The 18,013-nt window shown below is 46.7% G+C and carries 15 protein-coding genes; 11 read left to right on the forward strand and 4 right to left on the reverse strand.

All coding sequences use genetic code 11. The annotated features are described in order from the left end of the window. The first annotated feature begins 146 nt into the window (after positions 1–146). Positions 147–2,141 (forward strand): transketolase, encoded by a 1,995-nt coding sequence (gene tkt / locus LGZ99_RS09715; protein WP_021324576.1) that lies wholly within the window; start codon positions 147–149, stop codon positions 2,139–2,141. A gap of 59 nt (positions 2,142–2,200) precedes the next feature. Here the strand turns inward: tkt and LGZ99_RS09720 are convergent, their stop codons facing one another. The 3 genes from LGZ99_RS09720 to LGZ99_RS09730 all read right to left on the reverse strand — a co-directional run bounded on the left by LGZ99_RS09720 (position 2,201) and on the right by LGZ99_RS09730 (position 4,113). Next, positions 2,201–2,572: an antibiotic biosynthesis monooxygenase family protein gene (locus LGZ99_RS09720; RefSeq protein ID WP_023044239.1), complete on the reverse strand. Its 372-nt coding sequence runs from the start codon at positions 2,570–2,572 to the stop codon at positions 2,201–2,203. Positions 2,573–2,717: 145 nt separating this feature from the next. Beyond that, positions 2,718–3,116 carry a MarR family transcriptional regulator gene (locus LGZ99_RS09725; RefSeq protein ID WP_160171143.1) on the reverse strand — a complete coding sequence of 133 codons (399 nt, stop codon included), beginning with the start codon at positions 3,114–3,116 and terminating at the stop codon, positions 2,718–2,720. A gap of 403 nt (positions 3,117–3,519) precedes the next feature. Continuing rightward, positions 3,520–4,113 (reverse strand): TetR/AcrR family transcriptional regulator, encoded by a 594-nt coding sequence (locus LGZ99_RS09730; RefSeq protein ID WP_036837002.1) that lies wholly within the window; start codon positions 4,111–4,113, stop codon positions 3,520–3,522. Between the two features lie 247 nt (positions 4,114–4,360). Between LGZ99_RS09730 and aroH the strand changes: the two genes are divergently transcribed. The 10 genes from aroH to fbaA all read left to right on the forward strand — a co-directional run bounded on the left by aroH (position 4,361) and on the right by fbaA (position 14,970). Beyond that, the gene (gene aroH, locus LGZ99_RS09735; protein ID WP_051769117.1) at positions 4,361–4,750 is read left to right on the forward strand and encodes a chorismate mutase; all 390 of its coding nucleotides are present in this window, start codon (positions 4,361–4,363) and stop codon (positions 4,748–4,750) included. A 63-nt stretch (positions 4,751–4,813) separates the two neighbouring features. After that, complete coding sequence (locus LGZ99_RS09740) at positions 4,814–6,310, forward strand: FAD-binding oxidoreductase (protein WP_235184642.1); 1,497 nt, start codon at positions 4,814–4,816, stop codon at positions 6,308–6,310. A 36-nt stretch (positions 6,311–6,346) separates the two neighbouring features. After that, positions 6,347–7,543 (forward strand): acyl-CoA dehydrogenase family protein, encoded by a 1,197-nt coding sequence (locus tag LGZ99_RS09745; protein WP_051769120.1) that lies wholly within the window; start codon positions 6,347–6,349, stop codon positions 7,541–7,543. A gap of 46 nt (positions 7,544–7,589) precedes the next feature. Continuing rightward, complete coding sequence (locus LGZ99_RS09750) at positions 7,590–8,603, forward strand: methionyl-tRNA formyltransferase (RefSeq protein ID WP_051769123.1); 1,014 nt, start codon at positions 7,590–7,592, stop codon at positions 8,601–8,603. A gap of 15 nt (positions 8,604–8,618) precedes the next feature. Continuing rightward, the gene (locus LGZ99_RS09755) at positions 8,619–9,149 is read left to right on the forward strand and encodes a cupin domain-containing protein (protein ID WP_051769126.1); all 531 of its coding nucleotides are present in this window, start codon (positions 8,619–8,621) and stop codon (positions 9,147–9,149) included. Between the two features lie 20 nt (positions 9,150–9,169). Then, positions 9,170–10,387 (forward strand): MFS transporter, encoded by a 1,218-nt coding sequence (locus LGZ99_RS09760; protein WP_051769129.1) that lies wholly within the window; start codon positions 9,170–9,172, stop codon positions 10,385–10,387. A gap of 32 nt (positions 10,388–10,419) precedes the next feature. Further along, positions 10,420–11,166: an SDR family NAD(P)-dependent oxidoreductase gene (locus LGZ99_RS09765; RefSeq protein ID WP_036837004.1), complete on the forward strand. Its 747-nt coding sequence runs from the start codon at positions 10,420–10,422 to the stop codon at positions 11,164–11,166. A gap of 405 nt (positions 11,167–11,571) precedes the next feature. Further along, on the forward strand, positions 11,572–12,591 hold the full coding sequence (epd, locus tag LGZ99_RS09770; RefSeq protein ID WP_023044240.1) for an erythrose-4-phosphate dehydrogenase: 1,020 nt from the start codon (positions 11,572–11,574) through the stop codon (positions 12,589–12,591). Between the two features lie 85 nt (positions 12,592–12,676). Further along, positions 12,677–13,840: a phosphoglycerate kinase gene (pgk, locus tag LGZ99_RS09775; protein ID WP_023044241.1), complete on the forward strand. Its 1,164-nt coding sequence runs from the start codon at positions 12,677–12,679 to the stop codon at positions 13,838–13,840. Positions 13,841–13,893: 53 nt separating this feature from the next. Further along, positions 13,894–14,970 carry a class II fructose-bisphosphate aldolase gene (fbaA, locus tag LGZ99_RS09780; RefSeq protein ID WP_023044242.1) on the forward strand — a complete coding sequence of 359 codons (1,077 nt, stop codon included), beginning with the start codon at positions 13,894–13,896 and terminating at the stop codon, positions 14,968–14,970. 127 nt (positions 14,971–15,097) lie between these two features. Here the strand turns inward: fbaA and LGZ99_RS09785 are convergent, their stop codons facing one another. Next, complete coding sequence (locus LGZ99_RS09785; protein ID WP_262979080.1) at positions 15,098–17,848, reverse strand: RHS repeat domain-containing protein; 2,751 nt, start codon at positions 17,846–17,848, stop codon at positions 15,098–15,100. Positions 17,849–18,013: the final 165 nt, after the last annotated feature.

Genomic DNA, 18,013 nt, shown 5'->3' on the forward strand with positions numbered 1-18,013 from the left:
CATGTAAATCAGCAATCTAAATCAAAGAATTGTCGTTTAAGTGAAATTAAGATAGTTTTCTTATATCTGGCTTTAAAGATTGCGGTTTGTACGCTGTGCTGAGAAAATTATCCCCCTAAACGTTTTTATCCCACTTGGAGTAGAAAATGACCACTCGTAAAACCCTTGCTAATGCTATTCGCTTCCTTAGCATGGATGCTGTGCAGAAAGCAAAATCAGGGCACCCTGGTGCGCCTATGGGAATGGCTGATATCGCTGAAGTTTTATGGCGCGATTATTTAAATCATAACCCCACTGATCCACATTGGGTTGATCGTGATCGTTTTGTATTGTCTAACGGCCATGGCTCTATGCTGATTTATAGCCTGTTGCATCTCACCGGCTATGACGTTTCTATTGATGATCTGAAAAACTTCCGTCAGTTACATTCCAAAACGCCAGGCCATCCTGAGTATGGTTATGCGCCAGGCGTAGAGACAACGACCGGTCCTTTGGGGCAGGGGATTGCTAATGCAGTAGGTTTTGCTATTGCTGAACGTACTCTGGCTACGCAATTTAACCGTCCTGGTCATGATATTGTTGACCATAACACTTATGTGTTTATGGGAGATGGTTGCATGATGGAAGGCATTTCTCATGAAGTTTGCTCTCTGGCGGGAACGTTAAAACTGGGCAAACTGATTGCTTTCTATGATGACAATGGTATTTCTATTGATGGTCATGTTGAAGGCTGGTTTACCGATGATACCGCAGGTCGTTTTGAGGCTTATGGCTGGCATGTCGTTCGCGGCGTTGATGGTCATAATGCAGATGCAGTCAAAGCAGCGATTGAAGAAGCACGTAAAGTTTCTGATAAACCTTCACTGCTAATGTGTAAAACAGTTATCGGTTTTGGCGCGCCAACCAAAGCGGGTACTCATGATTCTCACGGCGCCCCACTGGGTGACGCAGAAATTGCCGCAACGCGTGAAGTGCTGGGTTGGCATCATCCAGCATTTGAAATTCCAGCGGAAATCTATTCTGAGTGGGATGCAAAAGAGTTGGGTAACGCGAAGCAAGCAACCTGGAATGAGAAATTCGCTGCTTATGAAAAAGCGTATCCTGAATTAGCCGCTGAATTCAAACGCCGTACTAGTGGCGAATTACCGGCAGACTGGGAAACCGAATCAAAAGCATTTATCGAACAATTGCAACAAAATCCTGCCAATATTGCCAGCCGTAAAGCTTCTCAGAATGCTTTGGAGGCTTTCGGTAAAGTGCTGCCTGAATTTATGGGGGGGTCTGCTGACCTGGCGCCAAGTAATCTGACGATGTGGTCAGGTTCTAAGCCATTGAACGAAGATCAGGCAGGTAACTACATCCATTATGGCGTTCGTGAATTTGGTATGTCCGCCATTATGAACGGTATTGCTCTGCATGGTGGTTTTGTACCTTATGGTGCCACTTTCCTGATGTTCGTTGAATATGCCCGTAACGCAGTGCGTATGGCGGCACTGATGAAAATTCGCAGCATCTTTGTTTATACCCATGACTCAATCGGTTTGGGTGAAGATGGCCCGACTCACCAGCCGGTAGAACAGATTGCCAGTTTGCGTGTGACGCCAAATTTAAGCACATGGCGTCCATGTGACCAGGTTGAATCTGCGGTTGCATGGAAATACGCTATCGAACGTAAAATAGGCCCATCAGCACTTATTTTCTCTCGTCAGAATCTGGCACAGCAAGAACGTACTGCTGAACAGTTGGCTAATATTGAGAAAGGTGCTTACATCCTGAAAGATTGTGAAGGTCAGCCAGAGTTGATTCTGATCGCAACAGGTTCAGAAGTGGAATTGGCAGTAGGGGCTTATAATCAATTGACTCAGGAAGGCCGTAAAGTACGTGTAGTTTCTATGCCATCTACTGATGCTTTTGATAAGCAGGATGCTGCGTACCGTGAAGCTGTATTGCCAACTGCGGTTTCTGCGCGTGTTGCAGTTGAAGCGGGTATTGCTGATTACTGGTTTAAATATGTCGGTATGCATGGCGCTATCGTGGGTATGGAGACATTTGGTGAATCGGCTCCTGCTGATCAGCTGTTTAAAGAGTTCGGTTTCACTGTAGAGAATGTTGTCGCTAAGGCTAAAGCTCTGCTGAAATAATGAGTTAGTTTATGAGTGAGCGCATCCGGGGTAAACGTTGATCGGGTGCGCTCTTTTATTTATGCCTCGCAGATTCCGGGAACTGCTAGTTTTTGAAATATGTGCGGCGACCCAGTTATCCCATCGGGATACTTAGCGAGCTTCGCCTGAAATTCTGGATTAGTGAATGCAGCGCGAAAACATTCTAGATTTTCCCAAACGGCATAGTTCATGAACGTACCACTGCCAGCGATCCCGCGATGTAATTGTGCGGAAATCAAGCCGGTTTGTGCCAGCATATACTCCGCATCTTCCTTCCAGGCCGCCTCCAGGATGTCTGCCTGTGCGGGATCAACATGAAATATGTTCATCAGTACGATGGAACCATCGGTGTTCGAAAATAATTGTTCCCGCATGGTCACGTGGGTGTCCATTTCTTCTAGCTTGAGCATCTTTGTCTCCTGAAAGTTACTTGTTTGTATTTATGTTTGTTTTACTATTTTGCCGGGGTGAGCCGCGCGATTCATGCGGTTCACGACGGCGACGTGCCAACGTAGATATGAAGGTTGAGCAGCGATCCGTTGGTGCGTCGTACTTTTAGTCGAATTCTTTGTCGTGATTGATAAACCAATCCTCAGCACTATCTGGCATCAATGGATCTTCCAGTCTGGCCTCCAGGCTGAGTAATGTGTCCAACGTCACTTTCAGCTCGTTGAGTTCAGCGTCTTTCACGAGTGATTCCATCCATTCGATTTCAAGCGACGTCGCCGTATCAAAGGTACGCTGACCAAGCTCAGTGAGTCGATAGAGCGGTGAGCGTTCGTGCCGGGAATTAATGATGGCTTTCACCATGCCTGCCTTCAATCCAAGATTCAATTGTTTCTGCGCACCTTGGCGTGTGATGCTCATTGCTGCGGCAATCTGGGGCGCTGAGAGTGGATGTGGTGCGAGTGCAATCGCACCGAACACTTGCCATATCGCGCTCGTGATTCCCAATGGGGCAACGAGCTTATCCCCTTTAGAGAGCAGTCGGGCATTGAGCCGGAACACCGCCAATGTGATTTCGTTGAATACCTTAGACGCCGGAGTTTTCCTCGTCGACATGATTTGTTTACTCATACTTATTACGTCTAAAAACGACAACCAGTTTCCGTATTTCGGGATAGAATGTCAACATTTCAACAGATGATAATTTTTGGTAAATATTGACATAAAACAATGACAATCAGTTGTCATTATCATATGTCATAGCAGTCATTGCCCTGCTGGTGAGCCTCTAATGTTTTGTTGGCTCAAGTTGTTCACAGAAAAGAAAGGAGGTTCCTGCTTTTACTCTTCTGCCGAAGGCGAACTTTAGCATTTGTTGAAAGTTCGCCATTAGGAGACATTCGTTGTTTGGTCAGCCGCCTGGAATGGCTGTCATTGCTGGTTCAATCAGGCATCTAAGCAGCTCACGAGAGGCACCGTCGCGGGCTTGGAATGAAATGGTCTGGGTCAGGCCAAGAAAATATGATGCCAGCACGTTTACGTCCGTATTGTGTGGGAGATCACCATCAGCAACGCCTTGTTCTATGCGGGTGCGGATCATTTCCAGAGTTTTTATGCGTTCATCTCTGAGATAAGTCCATACCTCCTTGTTCTCCGTTAGGTTATTTACGACACCGAGAACGAGGAGGCATCCTCCAGACTGATTCGAAGAGGCGATATTGATGGTGCTCTCCAGCATCGCGCGCAACCCTGAGCGCGCGGTTTTTGCTTCATTAAGCGCTTGCATTGACTTGCAACCGATCGTCTCAATGTAGAGGTCGACTGCTGCGTAGAAGGCATCCTTCTTACTTCCGAAAGCTGCATAAAAACTTGGCGGATTGATGCCCATTGCCGTGGTTAGATCGACCAATTGAGTGCCTTCATATCCCTTTGACCAAAACACTTCCATCGCACGTTTAAGTGCGATGTCCCGGTCGAAGCTAAGAGGCCTTCCTCGTCGAGACATGCGATTTCCTCATATTATGTTTCTATATTCTGTAGTCAATATAACATAAAGATCTTGACCCGCTTTAACAAGCGCGATAGATTTATGTAGTGAGATTTATAAAAATCAACCCAAGCGAGAAAACTCTGACTTTTAGGGTTCCACAACCTTCATCAAAACCAGGCTAGAGAGTTGTGATGAGCTGATAGGGCTTTTACTGCATTATGAAGTATATCCGTCATAATAATAAGACGAAGGATGGATTTTTATGCAACGAACAACAAGACGAGGCGCACAGCCGGTCTCTCGTTTGAGAGCGATAAGAGGCGCGGTACAAGTTGCAGCCGATACCCCCGAACTGATAGCTAAAGGAACGGTGGAAATGGTCAGTCAAGTCATCGCCAGCAACGACCTTCACCACACTGACCTGATTAGCATCTTTTTTACGGTAACTCCTGATCTGACTAGCGAATTACCACCCCTAGCCGTACAAGAGGCCGGTTGGGTGCAAATTCCCATGCTCTGCGCGGCTGAACTGCACAGCCAGAGGATGATCCCCAGAGTGATCCGGATGCTTGCCCATGTGCATTGGCGAAAGCAGCGCAGCGAGCCTAGTAATGTTTACCTGCCTGGCACCACGCCAGCTCGGCCGGTGTGAGCCTGCCTGATCACCTTTTAGAACACGCCTAATTTAGTTGGATCTTCGTCTTAAGGGGTATTCATGAACCAAACCAATAGAAGTTCGCGGTCGGTAGATCACATGGCGCTACGGCAAGCACTGGATCACATAGCATCTCTGATTGGAGAGGAGAACATTACCTGCCACGAACCGAATGCTTCAACAGCATCCGTATGCTGTAGAAATGTTAGCCAATTCAGGAGTCGTGACATTTACGCCGTGATTTATCCTGGAACGAGCGAGGAAGTTCAGGAGATCGTTAGGGTTTTCAATCGCTTCAAGACTAATGCTGGACTACACGTTATCAGTATTGGCCGTAACTGGGGATTGGGGTCGGCACAACCAGCAACCAATGATGTTGTTACAATTAATCTTCGGCGTCTGAATGCGCTTCGTGAGATTGACTGCTCATCAGGGTGGGCGGTGATTGAACCCGGCGTTACACAAGTGGAGCTTGCACGTTTACTGGTCAGCACGGATCGGATGCTGAATGTTACGGCGTCCTCTGGTTACACTAGTGTGGTCGGGAATGCGCTCGATCGTGGTGTTGGTCTGCGTCGCCAGCGGGTTGAAGATCTCGCCGGGCTGGAGGTTGTGCTGTCGAATGGTGAAATTGTTAGAGTGGGGTGGTGGCCGGACACCTTCAGGAAAACCGCCGTAAATCCTTACGGGTTGGGGCCTGCTTTACTACACTTGTTCACACAATCAAATCTCGGGATAGTGACTGCTGCTGTTATAAAGCTGCTGCCACGACCGGAAAAACAATGCGTTTTGAGACTGACTTTTCCTCGTGAGAACCTCCACGAAGCAATCGCAGAATTGCGGAGGTGGATAGCTCAAGAACTCGTATCTGGTGTCCTCAAAATTTATGACACCGTTTCCACTCAATCGTATGGGGGGCAGCCTAGTCAACATCTGGTGCTTTTGTGCGTTTCTGGTACATCACGGCGAGTAGATGCCGTGACCAAGGTACTGATTGAGGAGGCCGCTGTTTGCGCACACTTTACCAGTATCACCCAATCAGACTTGGTTCCGGCTGCTTCCAACGACTTCGTGTTACAAGTTGTCGAACACGCTTATGCTGGTGATCCATCACAAAACGAACACATGTTGAAGGCGGCCGTAGGTCAAGACGCTGATCATGTGGATTCTGCCGGTAGTGGCTGGATATTTTTCCTTCCGTTTATCCCGTTCAATGGTGAGGCGATTGCCCGAGCTTTCGAGCTAATCGATTTGATCCACGAAAAAACGGGTATACGTGCAGGAACTACGGTCAATGCACTCTCAGCAGACCTGATTGATTTGGTGGTATCGTTTAGATTTACGCCAAACTCTGAGGAAGTTACTCGTGCCCATCAAGCATTAGATCTGGCGTATGAGCTTTTTGCCGACGCCGGGTTATTTCCCTATCGGCTTGATATAGACCACACGCATTGGCGTGAAAAATTAACTCCTGATCCTTCGGGATATAAATTAATAAGCCAACTCACACAATTATTAGATCCGAATTCGATCATTGCTCCTGGTCGATATGCATGACTTAAGGGTTATTTTCACCATGGGAAAACAAACATTATGTTCACCGTAAGTATGAGTACTCGCAGTACCACAACAATCCCCAACACTGTTGTCGATATTCTTGAAAGCGCACGGCAGATTGTCCCTGTCTTACGGGAACATTCTGCCCTGATTGAAGAAAAACGATGTCTACCACAATCTATCGTTGATCTGCTAAGGAATTCGGGCGTCTTTCGAGCTGCTATGCCGAAATCTTGGGGTGGACCGGAATTGACTTCAATGCAACAAACAGAACTGGTTGAGATTATCGCCACTGGTGACGTGTCAGCAGCCTGGTGCAGCATGATCGGGATGGACTCTGGTATCTATTCCGGTTTCCTCCCGGAACACGTTGCCCAGCAAATATATTCATGGCTCGATATGGCGAATTCGGGCTGGATTCATCCGCAAGGACGTGCAGAGAGAGTACCCGGAGGATTTAGGGTTAGTGGTAAATGGAGATTTGGCAGTGGAATAACCCATTGCGATGTACTGGTTGCGGGTTGTCTTATTTACAAAGACGGAGTGCTTGAGCCTGATCCAGAGACCGGTATGCCAGAGCAATGGCGCGTCATTATCGCCAAACCCTCTGATTATCAGATCAACGATACCTGGTATACCACTGGCCTTGCCGGCAGCGGCAGTATGGACTATTCAGCTGATCAATTGTTTGTTCCCGAAGAATGTAGCTTTTCGTTTTCAAAACCCTATAGGCCAGGGCCGCTTCATAGTGCCCCCGATGCGATACTTAGAAAAATGTCCGGTGTCCCGTTGGGCATGGCGCGTGCATGCCTTGATTATGTACGTAGCCTGATTGTCCAACGTATGGACCGGGAAACTCGAACCCCTTGGACAGATGATGTGCGCGTGCAATCGGCTATAGCGCGTGCAGAAATGGAATTGGCTGCTGTTCGTACCAGTGTCTACGCCAGCCTTGAAATGCAGTGGCATAAACTCGCTACTGGGGATGTGTTTTCCATTGATGACCGTGTGGCAACTGCACTTGCCCGATACAACGCATTCCGCACCTGTCGCAGCATTGTTCAAACGATGTACGACCTTGTCGGTGGGTCATCTGTCTACAAGAAAATACCAATGGACCGATGGCTGCGAGATGCTGAAACGATTTGCCAGCATGCGGTCGCGCAAGATTCTATCTTGCAACTGACAGGCAAGGTACTGCTGGGTGGGAAATCTACCAGCCCATTTTTTTGACACAAAATAAAAATAATTAAATGTCTCAATGACAATTGGGGGGATTATGTTTGATCGACTGAAAGTGGTGTTGTTTTCGGAAATAAATTCGAAGTTGGGGTCTCCCTTTCTTCGGGTCCTTTCCGCTCACCCTTTGATAAAATTGATCGCGGTTGTAACGTCACCAGAGAATGTACTTTGCTCTTACTTCGTAAATGATGACACGAAGGTTGATATTGAGATTGAAGCCAAAGCACTCGGCATTAAGGTCCTGCGTCCCGTGCGAGTAAACGCCCCTGGCGTTGCGGGTGAGCTGGCGAAGCTTGAGCCTGATTATTTGATAGTTGCTAACTTCCAGCAGTTGCTAAGTTCAGAACTTCTGGCAATACCACGTATTGCTGCAATCAATTTTCACCCCGCTCCTCTGCCTTGCTACGCGGGCCTGGCACCTTTTTTCTGGATGGTACGTAATGGGGAGCGCCAAAGCGCGATCAGCGTTATCAAGATGGATGAAGGGCTCGATACCGGCCCGATCATTATGCAGAGGCAGATCCCGCTGACCAGCCAGGAAACGAGCATCAGTCTTCGTACTTTCCAGGAGAAACAGAATGTCCTGATGTTATTAGATTTGATCCCTTTACTCGCTACCGGAGCGTTTACCTGTGTACCACAAGATCTTAGCAAACGTACTTACTATGGTCGCCCACAGGAACAAGACTACCTGCTCGACTTCAGCTTAGACGCGAAGACATTACAGTGTCATATACGGGCAGGATATCGTCATCCTGGTGCGCACTTCTTCCTCCCGGATGGCACTAAGGTCGTTGTCTTATCTGCAACAGTGCCTCATGGAACAGATATTGGAGTACCTGATTTCCCAGGATGTATTGTTCAGACAGCGGCAAGCATCTTCATTGCGACGGCTGATGGATGGCTTCAACTACTCACTATTGACGTGAATGGTGTTGAGAGTCCCGTCACGCCTACCAGCATACCTGAGATTTTCAGACTGGCTCGCCAGACGACTATCGGGGATGAACAGGCGTTAGATATGCAAGATCAAATGGTGATTTCTAACTAGAGAGGTTTACTAACGATGAACACGCCTGTAGAGAGCCAGGTCCAGCAGACTGCGGAAAATGTGAGGCACACCTACTTGCCGGCGGGAGCAGGACCCAAGGTTTGGATGAGTGGTGATGAGTATCACATTTTGCTCGATGCTAAGGGCAGTGGGGGCACTATGACACTACTGGATGCATTGGTGCCGCCGACAAGCGGCCCACCGATACATTCCCACAAGGATGTTGATGAACTGTTTTTCGTACTGGATGGTGAACTGGAAATCATGGCCGATGGTGTGCTGCATCAAGTGAAGGCGGGGGGGCGAGTATTTGTCAAACAGGGCATCCCGCACGCCTTCATTAACCGTACCAGCTCCCCTGTTCACATGTTGATTTTCTATACCCCAGGCGGGATAGAAGAATTCTTCCTGGCTGCTGGTCAACCAGCCATCAATGGTATCGCTCCACCGGCAGCTAATGAGGAGAGTACCGCTAGGGAAATAGAGATTGCATCGCATCACAGTATTTCCCAGGCAACAAATACTGTCGAATATCCAACGCCCTAACTAGGAGTAAAGAGGTAAATATGGCTAGCTCCAAACTAAACATATCAAGTAATGCTAACACGGATAGGGTTAACCAGCCGCTTCCTGCCGCAATCTATATACTGGGCTTCGGCATCTTCGCCATGGTGACAAGTGAGTTTCAAGTTTCAGGGATGATTCCGGTCATGGCTAACGATTTGGGCGTTACTATTTCGCAAATTGGCTATCTTGTCTCCTTGTATGCGTTTGCGATGGCTTTCGGCGGTCCGCTTCTTGCCATAGGGCTGCTAAAGACTCCACCCAAGACAGCGCTGATCATCCTTTATCTGATTTTCATTGGCGGTGAGACGCTTGGGGCGCTTGCTGAGTCGTATAGCGCACTGATGGTGGCAAGATTGATCACGGGGGCTGTATCGGGGGCTTTCTTTGGTGTTGCTCTGGCGATATGTGTAGAACTTGTTGCGGAACAGCGGAGGGGTTGGGCGACTTCCATTGTGCTTGCCGGAATCATGATCGGGACGATTTTGGGACTGCCGATGGCTAACTTAATTGGTGCACATATCGGCTGGCGTGAGAGCTTCTGGACGGTAACTGGTTTGGCTACCATCGCGGGTGTAGTAAGTGTAGTCTGGATCCCTTCTATACCAAAACAGGCTGCTATCAGCTTGGGAGGAGAATTGGCGGCCTTGAAAAACCCGAAGCTATGGGGTGCCTTTTCCACCAGTATGTTGATCATAGGTGCTACTTTTGCCGCATTCACCTATTTCACGCCCATCCTTAAGGATATTACGGGCTACAGTGACGGGGCAGTAGCGAGTTTATTGTTCGTGTATGGGGCTGCTACCGTCATTGGCAACATGGTTGTCGGGAAGTTGGCAGATAGCCATACAATATCGATTTTATCGATTGGATTGGTCTTGCTTTCCTTATTTCTCCTATTGTTCGGCGTATTCGCGGACAACAAATCAATTGCCGCGTTGGCACTGGTTGGCATCGGTTTAGTCGGTGTAACGATGAATCCAGCTATGGTTTCACGTGTAATGCGGACCGCTAACGGACGTCCCTTGGTTAATACGCTGCACACATCTGTTATCACGCTGGGTATTGTCGTTGGTGCCTTCCTTGGAGGCCTTTGTATCAGTGTCGGATATGGTTTGCGATCGCCACTGTGGGTCGGATTTTTCATGGCTATTGCGGGTCTCATGACTTTGATTCCTGAAATTCGGTCGTTACGTCGTGCGAGTCCTGTAACTCGATAATCAAAGTTAAAATTGCACTCTTGGAGGTGAGTATGTCTGATCTTTCTGAAAAGGTAGCATTGGTCACTGGTGGTAGCCGTGGCATCGGAGCTGGTATTGCCCGTCGGCTGGCTTTGGATGGCGCGCATGTGGTCATTACATTTGCCAACAACACTATTGCGGCAAAAAACGTTCTGGACGACATACAAAAATGCGGTAGGCGTGGGGATGCGATTCAAGCCGATGTAGTGGATGCTCCGGCTATCATATCGGTAATCGATCAGGTGATTCGGCAATTTGGCCGCCTCAATATCTTGGTTAATAACGCAGGATACATGGATTCTAGTCTTAGCCCGTTGTCAGAGATTCCATTGGACACGGTGGATAAAACTATATTGGTGAACATCAGAGCTGCTTTCTTGTTCGCCCAATCGGCCTCGCCGTATCTTGGTGAGGGGGGAAGGATCATCAACATCGGAAGTTGTGTTGGTAGCCGAGTCCCAGGAGCTGGATTGACCTTGTATGCAATGAGTAAATCGGCAATGACCGGTTTGACGAAAGGGCTGGCCCGTGATCTTGGAGGAAAAGGCATCACGGTGAACCAGATTTCTCCAGGCCCTATTGATACTGACATGAATCCTGTTAATGGCCCCAATGCAGATTTCTGGCGCTCCCTTACTACCCTTGGTCAGTATGGTTCAACAACCGATATTGCAGCCGTAGTGAGCTTCCTGGCAAGTAAGGAGGCCACTTTTATCACTGGTGCGGACATTGCAGTGGATGGTGGAACGAATATTTAGCCGTTATATTGGTAGCCATAGCATTGATAGCCCATATTTGGGCGGCTATAGCAACTTATAGTCGCCCTTAATATGCCAGTGTCCGGGGGGCAATTTTCTAATGCCCTGGACTACTGCACTAACCACAGAATCTGATACAGGGATTAAGAAGCCGTATCTCCTTGCAGGAATGTTGGTGCTCCAATCACGCCCATTTTATTATTTTTTCCATTTCGTGAGTTGATCACTTTTTACTATTGCCATCAATCTGCTTTTCCCTTAATCTCATTGCCAGTAGCTGAATCGTTTCATTTTGTTATCTGGAGGCCACAGTTTTAGCAATTTTGTGATAAACAATCAGTACATTAGTGATTGAGTCAGTTATCCTAAACGGTTGCGTGGTAATAACTATATTCAGGGAGTAACATGACAATCAAGGTAGCAATAAACGGTTTTGGCAGGGTAGGGCGCAGTATTTTACGTGCTCTTTATGAGTCTGGGCGTCGGGCTGAAATTGCTATTATTGCTGTTAATGAGTTGGCGGGTGCCGAAGGGATTGCCCACTTGCTGAAGTATGACTCCAGTCACGGTCGTTTTGCCTGGGATGTGCGTCTGAATAATGATTTGTTGCAGGTTGGTGACGATAATATTCGTCTGTTTCATCAACCCGATATATCGGCATTGCCCTGGCAGGAACTGGGGATTGATATTGTTCTTGATTGCAGTGGGATATATGGCAGCAGAGCTGATGGAGAGGCACATCTTGCCAGTGGCGCAAAAAAGGTGCTGTTTTCTCATCCGGGTGGCAATGATTTAGACGCGACGGTGGTCTATGGTGTGAATCAGGAGCTGCTGACAGCAGAAGATCGCATTGTATCCAATGCTTCTTGCACCACTAACTGCATTATTCCCATCATTAAATTATTGGATGATGCATTTGAGATTGAATCTGGCACAGTGACAACAATTCATGCCTCAATGAATGACCAACCTGTGATTGATGCCTATCATCAAGATTTACGGCGTACCCGGGCCGCCAGCCAGTCTATCATTCCGGTGGATACCAAACTGGCCGCAGGGATAACCCGGATTTTTCCAAAATTCTGTGACCGTTTTGAAGCCATCTCAGTGCGCGTACCAACGATTAATGTGACTGCTATTGATTTGAGCGTTACAGTAAAATCTCCAGTGAATGTCAAAAAAATCAATGAATTAATGCAAAAATCAGCAGCAACTTCATTTCGTGGTATAGTTGACTATACCGAATTGCCGTTAGTCTCAACGGATTTTAACCACGATCCCCACAGCGCGATTGTTGATGGCACACAAACGCGGGTTAGTGGGCAACATCTGATTAAGACATTAGTCTGGTGTGATAATGAGTGGGGTTTTGCTAATCGAATGTTGGATACAACGTTAGCAATGGCTGCTACGGGTTTCAAATGATCTGTTGCTGACAGACGGTGCATAATAATAGATCTGCACACGGCACAAGATTAAACAATTTAGAGAATCAACGAGAGGATTCACCATGTCTGTAATTAAGATGACCGATTTAGATCTGGCGGGTAAGCGAGTTTTGATCCGCGCTGACCTGAACGTTCCGGTAAAAGATGGCAAAGTCACCTCTGATGCGCGTATCCGTGCTTCTTTGCCGACCATCGAAGCAGCATTAAAACAGGGCGCTAAGGTTATGATCACTTCTCACCTTGGCCGCCCTACTGAAGGCGAATACAATGAAGAATTCTCGCTGAAACCAGTAGTAAATTACCTGAAAGAGAAATTATCTTCCCCGGTTCGTCTGGAAAAAGCGTATCTGGAAGGTGTGGACATAGCGGAAGGTGAGCTGGTTGTTCTGGAAAATGTTCGCTTTAATAAAGGCGAGAAGAAAGACGACGAAACGCTGGCGAAAAAATACGCTTCTCTGTGTGATATTTATATCATGGATGCATTCGGTACGGCGCATCGTGCTCAGGCTTCTACCCACGGTGTGGCTAAGTTTGCTCCTGTTGCCTGTGCAGGTCCTTTGCTGTCCGCAGAACTGGAAGCATTGGGTAAAGCGCTGGATAAGCCAGCCCGTCCAATGGTTGCTATCGTTGGTGGTTCTAAAGTTTCGACCAAGCTGACCGTATTGGACACCCTGTCCAAAATCGCCGATCAACTGATTGTGGGCGGAGGTATCGCGAATACTTTTGTTGCCGCGGAAGGCCACAATGTGGGTCGCTCACTGTATGAAGATGACCTGATCCCAGAAGCGAAAAAACTGCTGATAAGCTGTGATATTCCAGTGCCAACTGATGTTCGTGTGGCAACAGAATTCTCTGAAACTGCGGAAGCCACCTTGAAATCTACCGGCGATATTAAAGATGATGAGCAAATCCTCGATCTGGGAGAGGAATCCGCTCAACGTCTGGCAGATATCCTGAAAAACGCTAAAACTATTCTGTGGAATGGCCCTGTTGGTGTATTCGAATTCCCTAATTTCCGTCAAGGAACTGAAATTGTCGCCCGCGCAATTGCTGATAGTGACGCATTCTCTATCGCAGGTGGTGGCGATACGCTGGCAGCGATCGACCTGTTCGGTATTGCTGACAAAATTTCTTACATCTCTACTGGTGGCGGTGCTTTCCTTGAATTTGTAGAAGGAAAGAAATTGCCTGCGGTTGTGATGCTGGAAGAACGTGCAAAACAGTAATTAAGTCATGACGGGCAGTTTTATCTGCCCGCTCTAAACAGGACCCACGTAACATGTCTAAAATTTTTGATTTCGTAAAACCGGGTGTCATCACTGGTGATGATGTTCAAAAAGTGTTCGCAATAGCCAAAGAAAACCACTTTGCGTTGCCGGCGGTAAACTGTGTAGGTACTGATTCAATCAACGCAGTGTTGGAAACGGCCGCCAAAGTTCGTTCTCCCGTTATCATTCAGTTCTCTAACGGCGGTGCTGCTTTTATCGCTGGTAAGGGCGTGAAAGCTGAAGGTCAGCAAGCGGCTATTCTGGGTTCGATTTCTGGTGCTCATCATGTTCATCAGATGGCTGAACATTATGGTGTTCCTGTGATCCTGCATACTGACCACTGTGCGCGTAAATTGCTGCCGTGGATTGACGGTTTGCTGGATGCAGGTGAAAAGCATTACGCGGCGACGGGTAAACCGTTGTTCTCTTCCCATATGATCGATCTATCAGAAGAATCGTTGGAAGAAAATATTGAAATTTGCAGCAAGTATCTGGCGCGTATGGCAAAAATCGATATGACGTTGGAAATAGAGTTAGGTTGTACTGGTGGTGAAGAAGATGGTGTTGATAACAGCCATATGGATAGCTCCGCCCTATACACTCAACCGGAAGACGTTGCTTATGCTTATGAGAAACTGAACGCTATCAGCCCACGTTTTACTATTGCTGCTTCTTTCGGTAACGTTCATGGTGTCTATAAGCCAGGCAACGTTAAACTGACACCAAAAATTCTGCGTAACTCGCAGGACTATGTTGCTGAAAAATTCAATCTGCCACACAACAGCCTGGACTTTGTTTTCCACGGTGGTTCTGGTTCTACGGCGGAAGAGATCAAGGAAGCTGTTAGCTACGGCGTCGTTAAAATGAATATTGATACCGACACCCAATGGGCGACTTGGGAAGGTATTCTGAACTATTACAAAAAGAACGAAGGCTATCTGCAAGGTCAGTTGGGTAATCCAGAAGGCGCAGATAAACCCAATAAAAAATTCTACGATCCACGCGTATGGCTGCGTGCCGGTCAGGTTTCTATGATCGTCCGTCTGGAACAGGCTTTCAGGGAACTGAATGCGGTTGATGTGCTGTAATTGGTATTGATGTTATAAGTAACCCCCTGAATGGAAATTCAGAGGGTTTTTTCGCAGGTGTTTCTATATTCAATGAGTGATGTTATAGAAACACCTTTATTTTAAGTAGCGCTCCAAATTAATATTTTTATTGTGAAGCTCTCCTCATTCCTAATTTATCAGCAATAGCCGCGGAGCGAATATTAATAGCTTCTGTTGATATTCTATTTATATTTTGTCCTTTTAATGATTTCTTTATGGCTTTTATTGTCAGGAATTTTCCAACGCCTTTGAAATTATATTCTCTATTAGTTGCAATAGCTGGCTCTGTTTCTTGCAGCATAGCTCTTTCTTCATTACTGAATTGAGTGTAGGGATGAGCTAGTGCATAGTTGACATGTAATTCTGTTTTTTTATTTTTTACATCATGATATGTCTTAACTTCCATTACTGCATAAATTCTTCTTTCACCGGTATAATTGTTTTTTTCACTTTTATCCATTAAAGCAAAAAAGTCTGTTTCTGCATAAAAATCAGGGTGATTGCTTCTATATTTATGTCCTTCACTGTACTCTGATATCGTATCCTTTATCGTTCTTACCATATAACCGGATATTTCGGCTCCTAAGGAGACATTTTCCTTTGATTTTTCTGTAAGGGCTGTATTTGTTTCAAGCCTGCTGTATATTATTTGGCTTTGTTCTATACTTTTTAACAGTTCTTCATGACCAAGTAAGTAGCCGGAAGGATTGGAATCCCCGACACGAACAACTTTCAACGAACTATTTTTTGCATAACTTCTTTCTCTTTCATCCCATTTGACGACATGTGAGCTTCGTGCCGCTAATTTAAATTTTAATTTATCCAGTGAACTCACCTCTTTTGTATATTTTCCTTTTTCTGGTGCTAATCCATTTTCATCCTGTAAGCTAACTGGATTATTCCTCACCATCCGGTATAAATTCAGCCCATCAATTGTTCCTGCCGGGTCTGCACTTAACCATCTACCCGTCCACGATTGATAATAGCGGTAACCGTAATAATACAGCCCGGTGGCATCCCGTTCTTTGCCTGAGTAGCGAATGGTTTTATAACTGGCTTCTATCTGGCTGTTTGCCGCCCATAATGCGGTACCACCAAAGGGATAGTATTCTTCCTCACTGATAATCTGCCCCTGATTGTCCAGCTCAAGCTGGCTGGAGCCAATAAGGTTATCGTAACTGTAACGTAGCTGATTGTTGTCGATACCTTCTGGTTTACCGCTCTCCCAATGCAATGCTCGCACCTGTGCGCGACCGGCTTCACCTACGGTGATGACTTGCAGGTCTTCCGTTATGGTAGTGCTGTTTTGTATTGTGCGTAGTTCCAATCCGGGCAGATAAGTGACCCTCTGCTGCTGGGTGGTATTTTGTGTTTGCTGTTGATTAACTTTTAGCCGCCGCATCCCGCCACTGCCGTAGCGATACCACTCGTTTCCTGTGCTGTTATTGACTTGCTTCAATTCGCTTCGTGGTGTCCAGACCAGAGCCTGTCCAGGCAACAGACTGGTTTGATGACCGCCAGCATCGAACAGTGCATCAACTTTGCTTGGATCTGTCGTTAACGTGCTGAGAACACCCCGATTGCTGCGATTTGAGATCGTTATATCTGTCGTGTAGTTGTTTTGAGTGGCGGGTGAGCTGTGCCGGATTTGCATCAGATTACCGCTGTGATCGTAACTGTAGCTGCGAGTATAGTTGGTGTAAGTATTGTTATCAGAAGGGAGTGTAGGTGAAGGAAGTTGATTACTTTGCTGACTAATATTCGCCATTTCACGCCCTGTCGCCGTGATAAGCTGATATAGGGAATCGTAGGTATAAGTATTCTCCGGCACCACTTTTTGATTGCGCCAGAAACGAGTGGCTTCTGCGTCATTACGGATACTGATGACATTGCCTACCGGATCATATTCATAGCGTAAATCCTGTAACACCTTGGTATCTGACGAACGGCGGGTAGTGATACCGATAAGCCGCTGAGTTTCCGGTTCATAGCGGTATTCAGTGATAACACCGTTACCGTGCTCTTCACGTAATTTTTGTCCGGCGGCGGAGTAGGTCAGAGATTTGATAATAACTTGTTCACTCTGGCCTTTTAGTGTTAGCCAGCTCCCTTTGAGCTGCCCGGCCACATCATAGGCCAGACGCTGTGTGTTTCCTTTTGCATCGGTTTGGCTTAACAGAGCGCCAGTCGTATCGGTTTTACTTTGGGTAATATAGATATCGTTGCTCAGTTTCTTCTGCCAGATGCTCTGGTCTTCACCTGTCCAATCAGCTTCCTGACCATCAAGCAACAACTGGTGGGATTGTGATAAAACGGTACCTGTCAGGGAAAGGTTGTTCAGTTGAGTTAATCCCGCGGTATCGTAATGACTAACACACTGACCGGCGAGGTTGAGAGCTTTCTCGGCGGCTGTATTACCTGCCCAGATAAGGCGTTCGGTAATTTTCTCTTTCGTCTGCACTTGTTCGGTGATAGCGAGCAGGCGACCGGGTAGCGTGTTGTCTTCATAACGATGCTTTTGGCGGACATCGGTTGCATTGATGATCAATACCGGGCGGCCTTCAATATCGTTGAGTGTGATAGTCCGGCCGGCATCAACACTTTCTTCACGCAGGACATTGCCTGCCAGATTAAAGACACGAATGAAATTCGGGCCGCTTTGGTTTTTGTTCTTGCGTGGATCGGTGCTTTTTACCTGAAATCCCTGAATATTGAATTCATAGCAAGTGATCAGTTCGTTACTGTTTTCATCAGCTTGAGTACGTAGATATTCCAGAGTGCGTACACTTAACTTCCTGTTATCTAATACACTGATTGAGGGTGTCTTTTGGTCAATTGCAGATTGATAACTGCTCATATTTTCACTCCTGAGGCTATTTTAATCTTTAAGATAATTTAAGTTACGACAACAACCGAAAAAACATTATCACTAAACGAACAGGGAAAGCGATTTATCGTGATGTTATTAATGCAAACACTGTGGTGATTTTTGAGATTGTGTTGGTGAGGGTTAAAGTTTCAG

This window comes from Photorhabdus temperata, assembly GCF_025384845.1.
Lineage (GTDB): Bacteria > Pseudomonadota > Gammaproteobacteria > Enterobacterales > Enterobacteriaceae > Photorhabdus > Photorhabdus temperata.

What these genes read in the sequence shown, in the direction of transcription:
- pgk (WP_023044241.1), top strand. Translation starts at nt 12,677, where the DNA reads ATGTCTGTAATTAAGATGACCGATTTAGATCTGGCGGGTAAGCGAGTT.
- LGZ99_RS09730 (WP_036837002.1), bottom strand. Translation starts at nt 4,113, where the DNA reads ATGTCTCGACGAGGAAGGCCTCTTAGCTTCGACCGGGACATCGCACTT.
- LGZ99_RS09750 (WP_051769123.1), top strand. Translation starts at nt 7,590, where the DNA reads ATGTTTGATCGACTGAAAGTGGTGTTGTTTTCGGAAATAAATTCGAAG.
- aroH (WP_051769117.1), top strand. Translation starts at nt 4,361, where the DNA reads ATGCAACGAACAACAAGACGAGGCGCACAGCCGGTCTCTCGTTTGAGA.
- LGZ99_RS09740 (WP_235184642.1), top strand. Translation starts at nt 4,814, where the DNA reads ATGAACCAAACCAATAGAAGTTCGCGGTCGGTAGATCACATGGCGCTA.
- LGZ99_RS09785 (WP_262979080.1), bottom strand. Translation starts at nt 17,848, where the DNA reads ATGAGCAGTTATCAATCTGCAATTGACCAAAAGACACCCTCAATCAGT.
- LGZ99_RS09755 (WP_051769126.1), top strand. Translation starts at nt 8,619, where the DNA reads ATGAACACGCCTGTAGAGAGCCAGGTCCAGCAGACTGCGGAAAATGTG.
- tkt (WP_021324576.1), top strand. Translation starts at nt 147, where the DNA reads ATGACCACTCGTAAAACCCTTGCTAATGCTATTCGCTTCCTTAGCATG.
- LGZ99_RS09720 (WP_023044239.1), bottom strand. Translation starts at nt 2,572, where the DNA reads ATGCTCAAGCTAGAAGAAATGGACACCCACGTGACCATGCGGGAACAA.
- epd (WP_023044240.1), top strand. Translation starts at nt 11,572, where the DNA reads ATGACAATCAAGGTAGCAATAAACGGTTTTGGCAGGGTAGGGCGCAGT.
- LGZ99_RS09760 (WP_051769129.1), top strand. Translation starts at nt 9,170, where the DNA reads ATGGCTAGCTCCAAACTAAACATATCAAGTAATGCTAACACGGATAGG.
- fbaA (WP_023044242.1), top strand. Translation starts at nt 13,894, where the DNA reads ATGTCTAAAATTTTTGATTTCGTAAAACCGGGTGTCATCACTGGTGAT.
- LGZ99_RS09745 (WP_051769120.1), top strand. Translation starts at nt 6,347, where the DNA reads ATGTTCACCGTAAGTATGAGTACTCGCAGTACCACAACAATCCCCAAC.
- LGZ99_RS09765 (WP_036837004.1), top strand. Translation starts at nt 10,420, where the DNA reads ATGTCTGATCTTTCTGAAAAGGTAGCATTGGTCACTGGTGGTAGCCGT.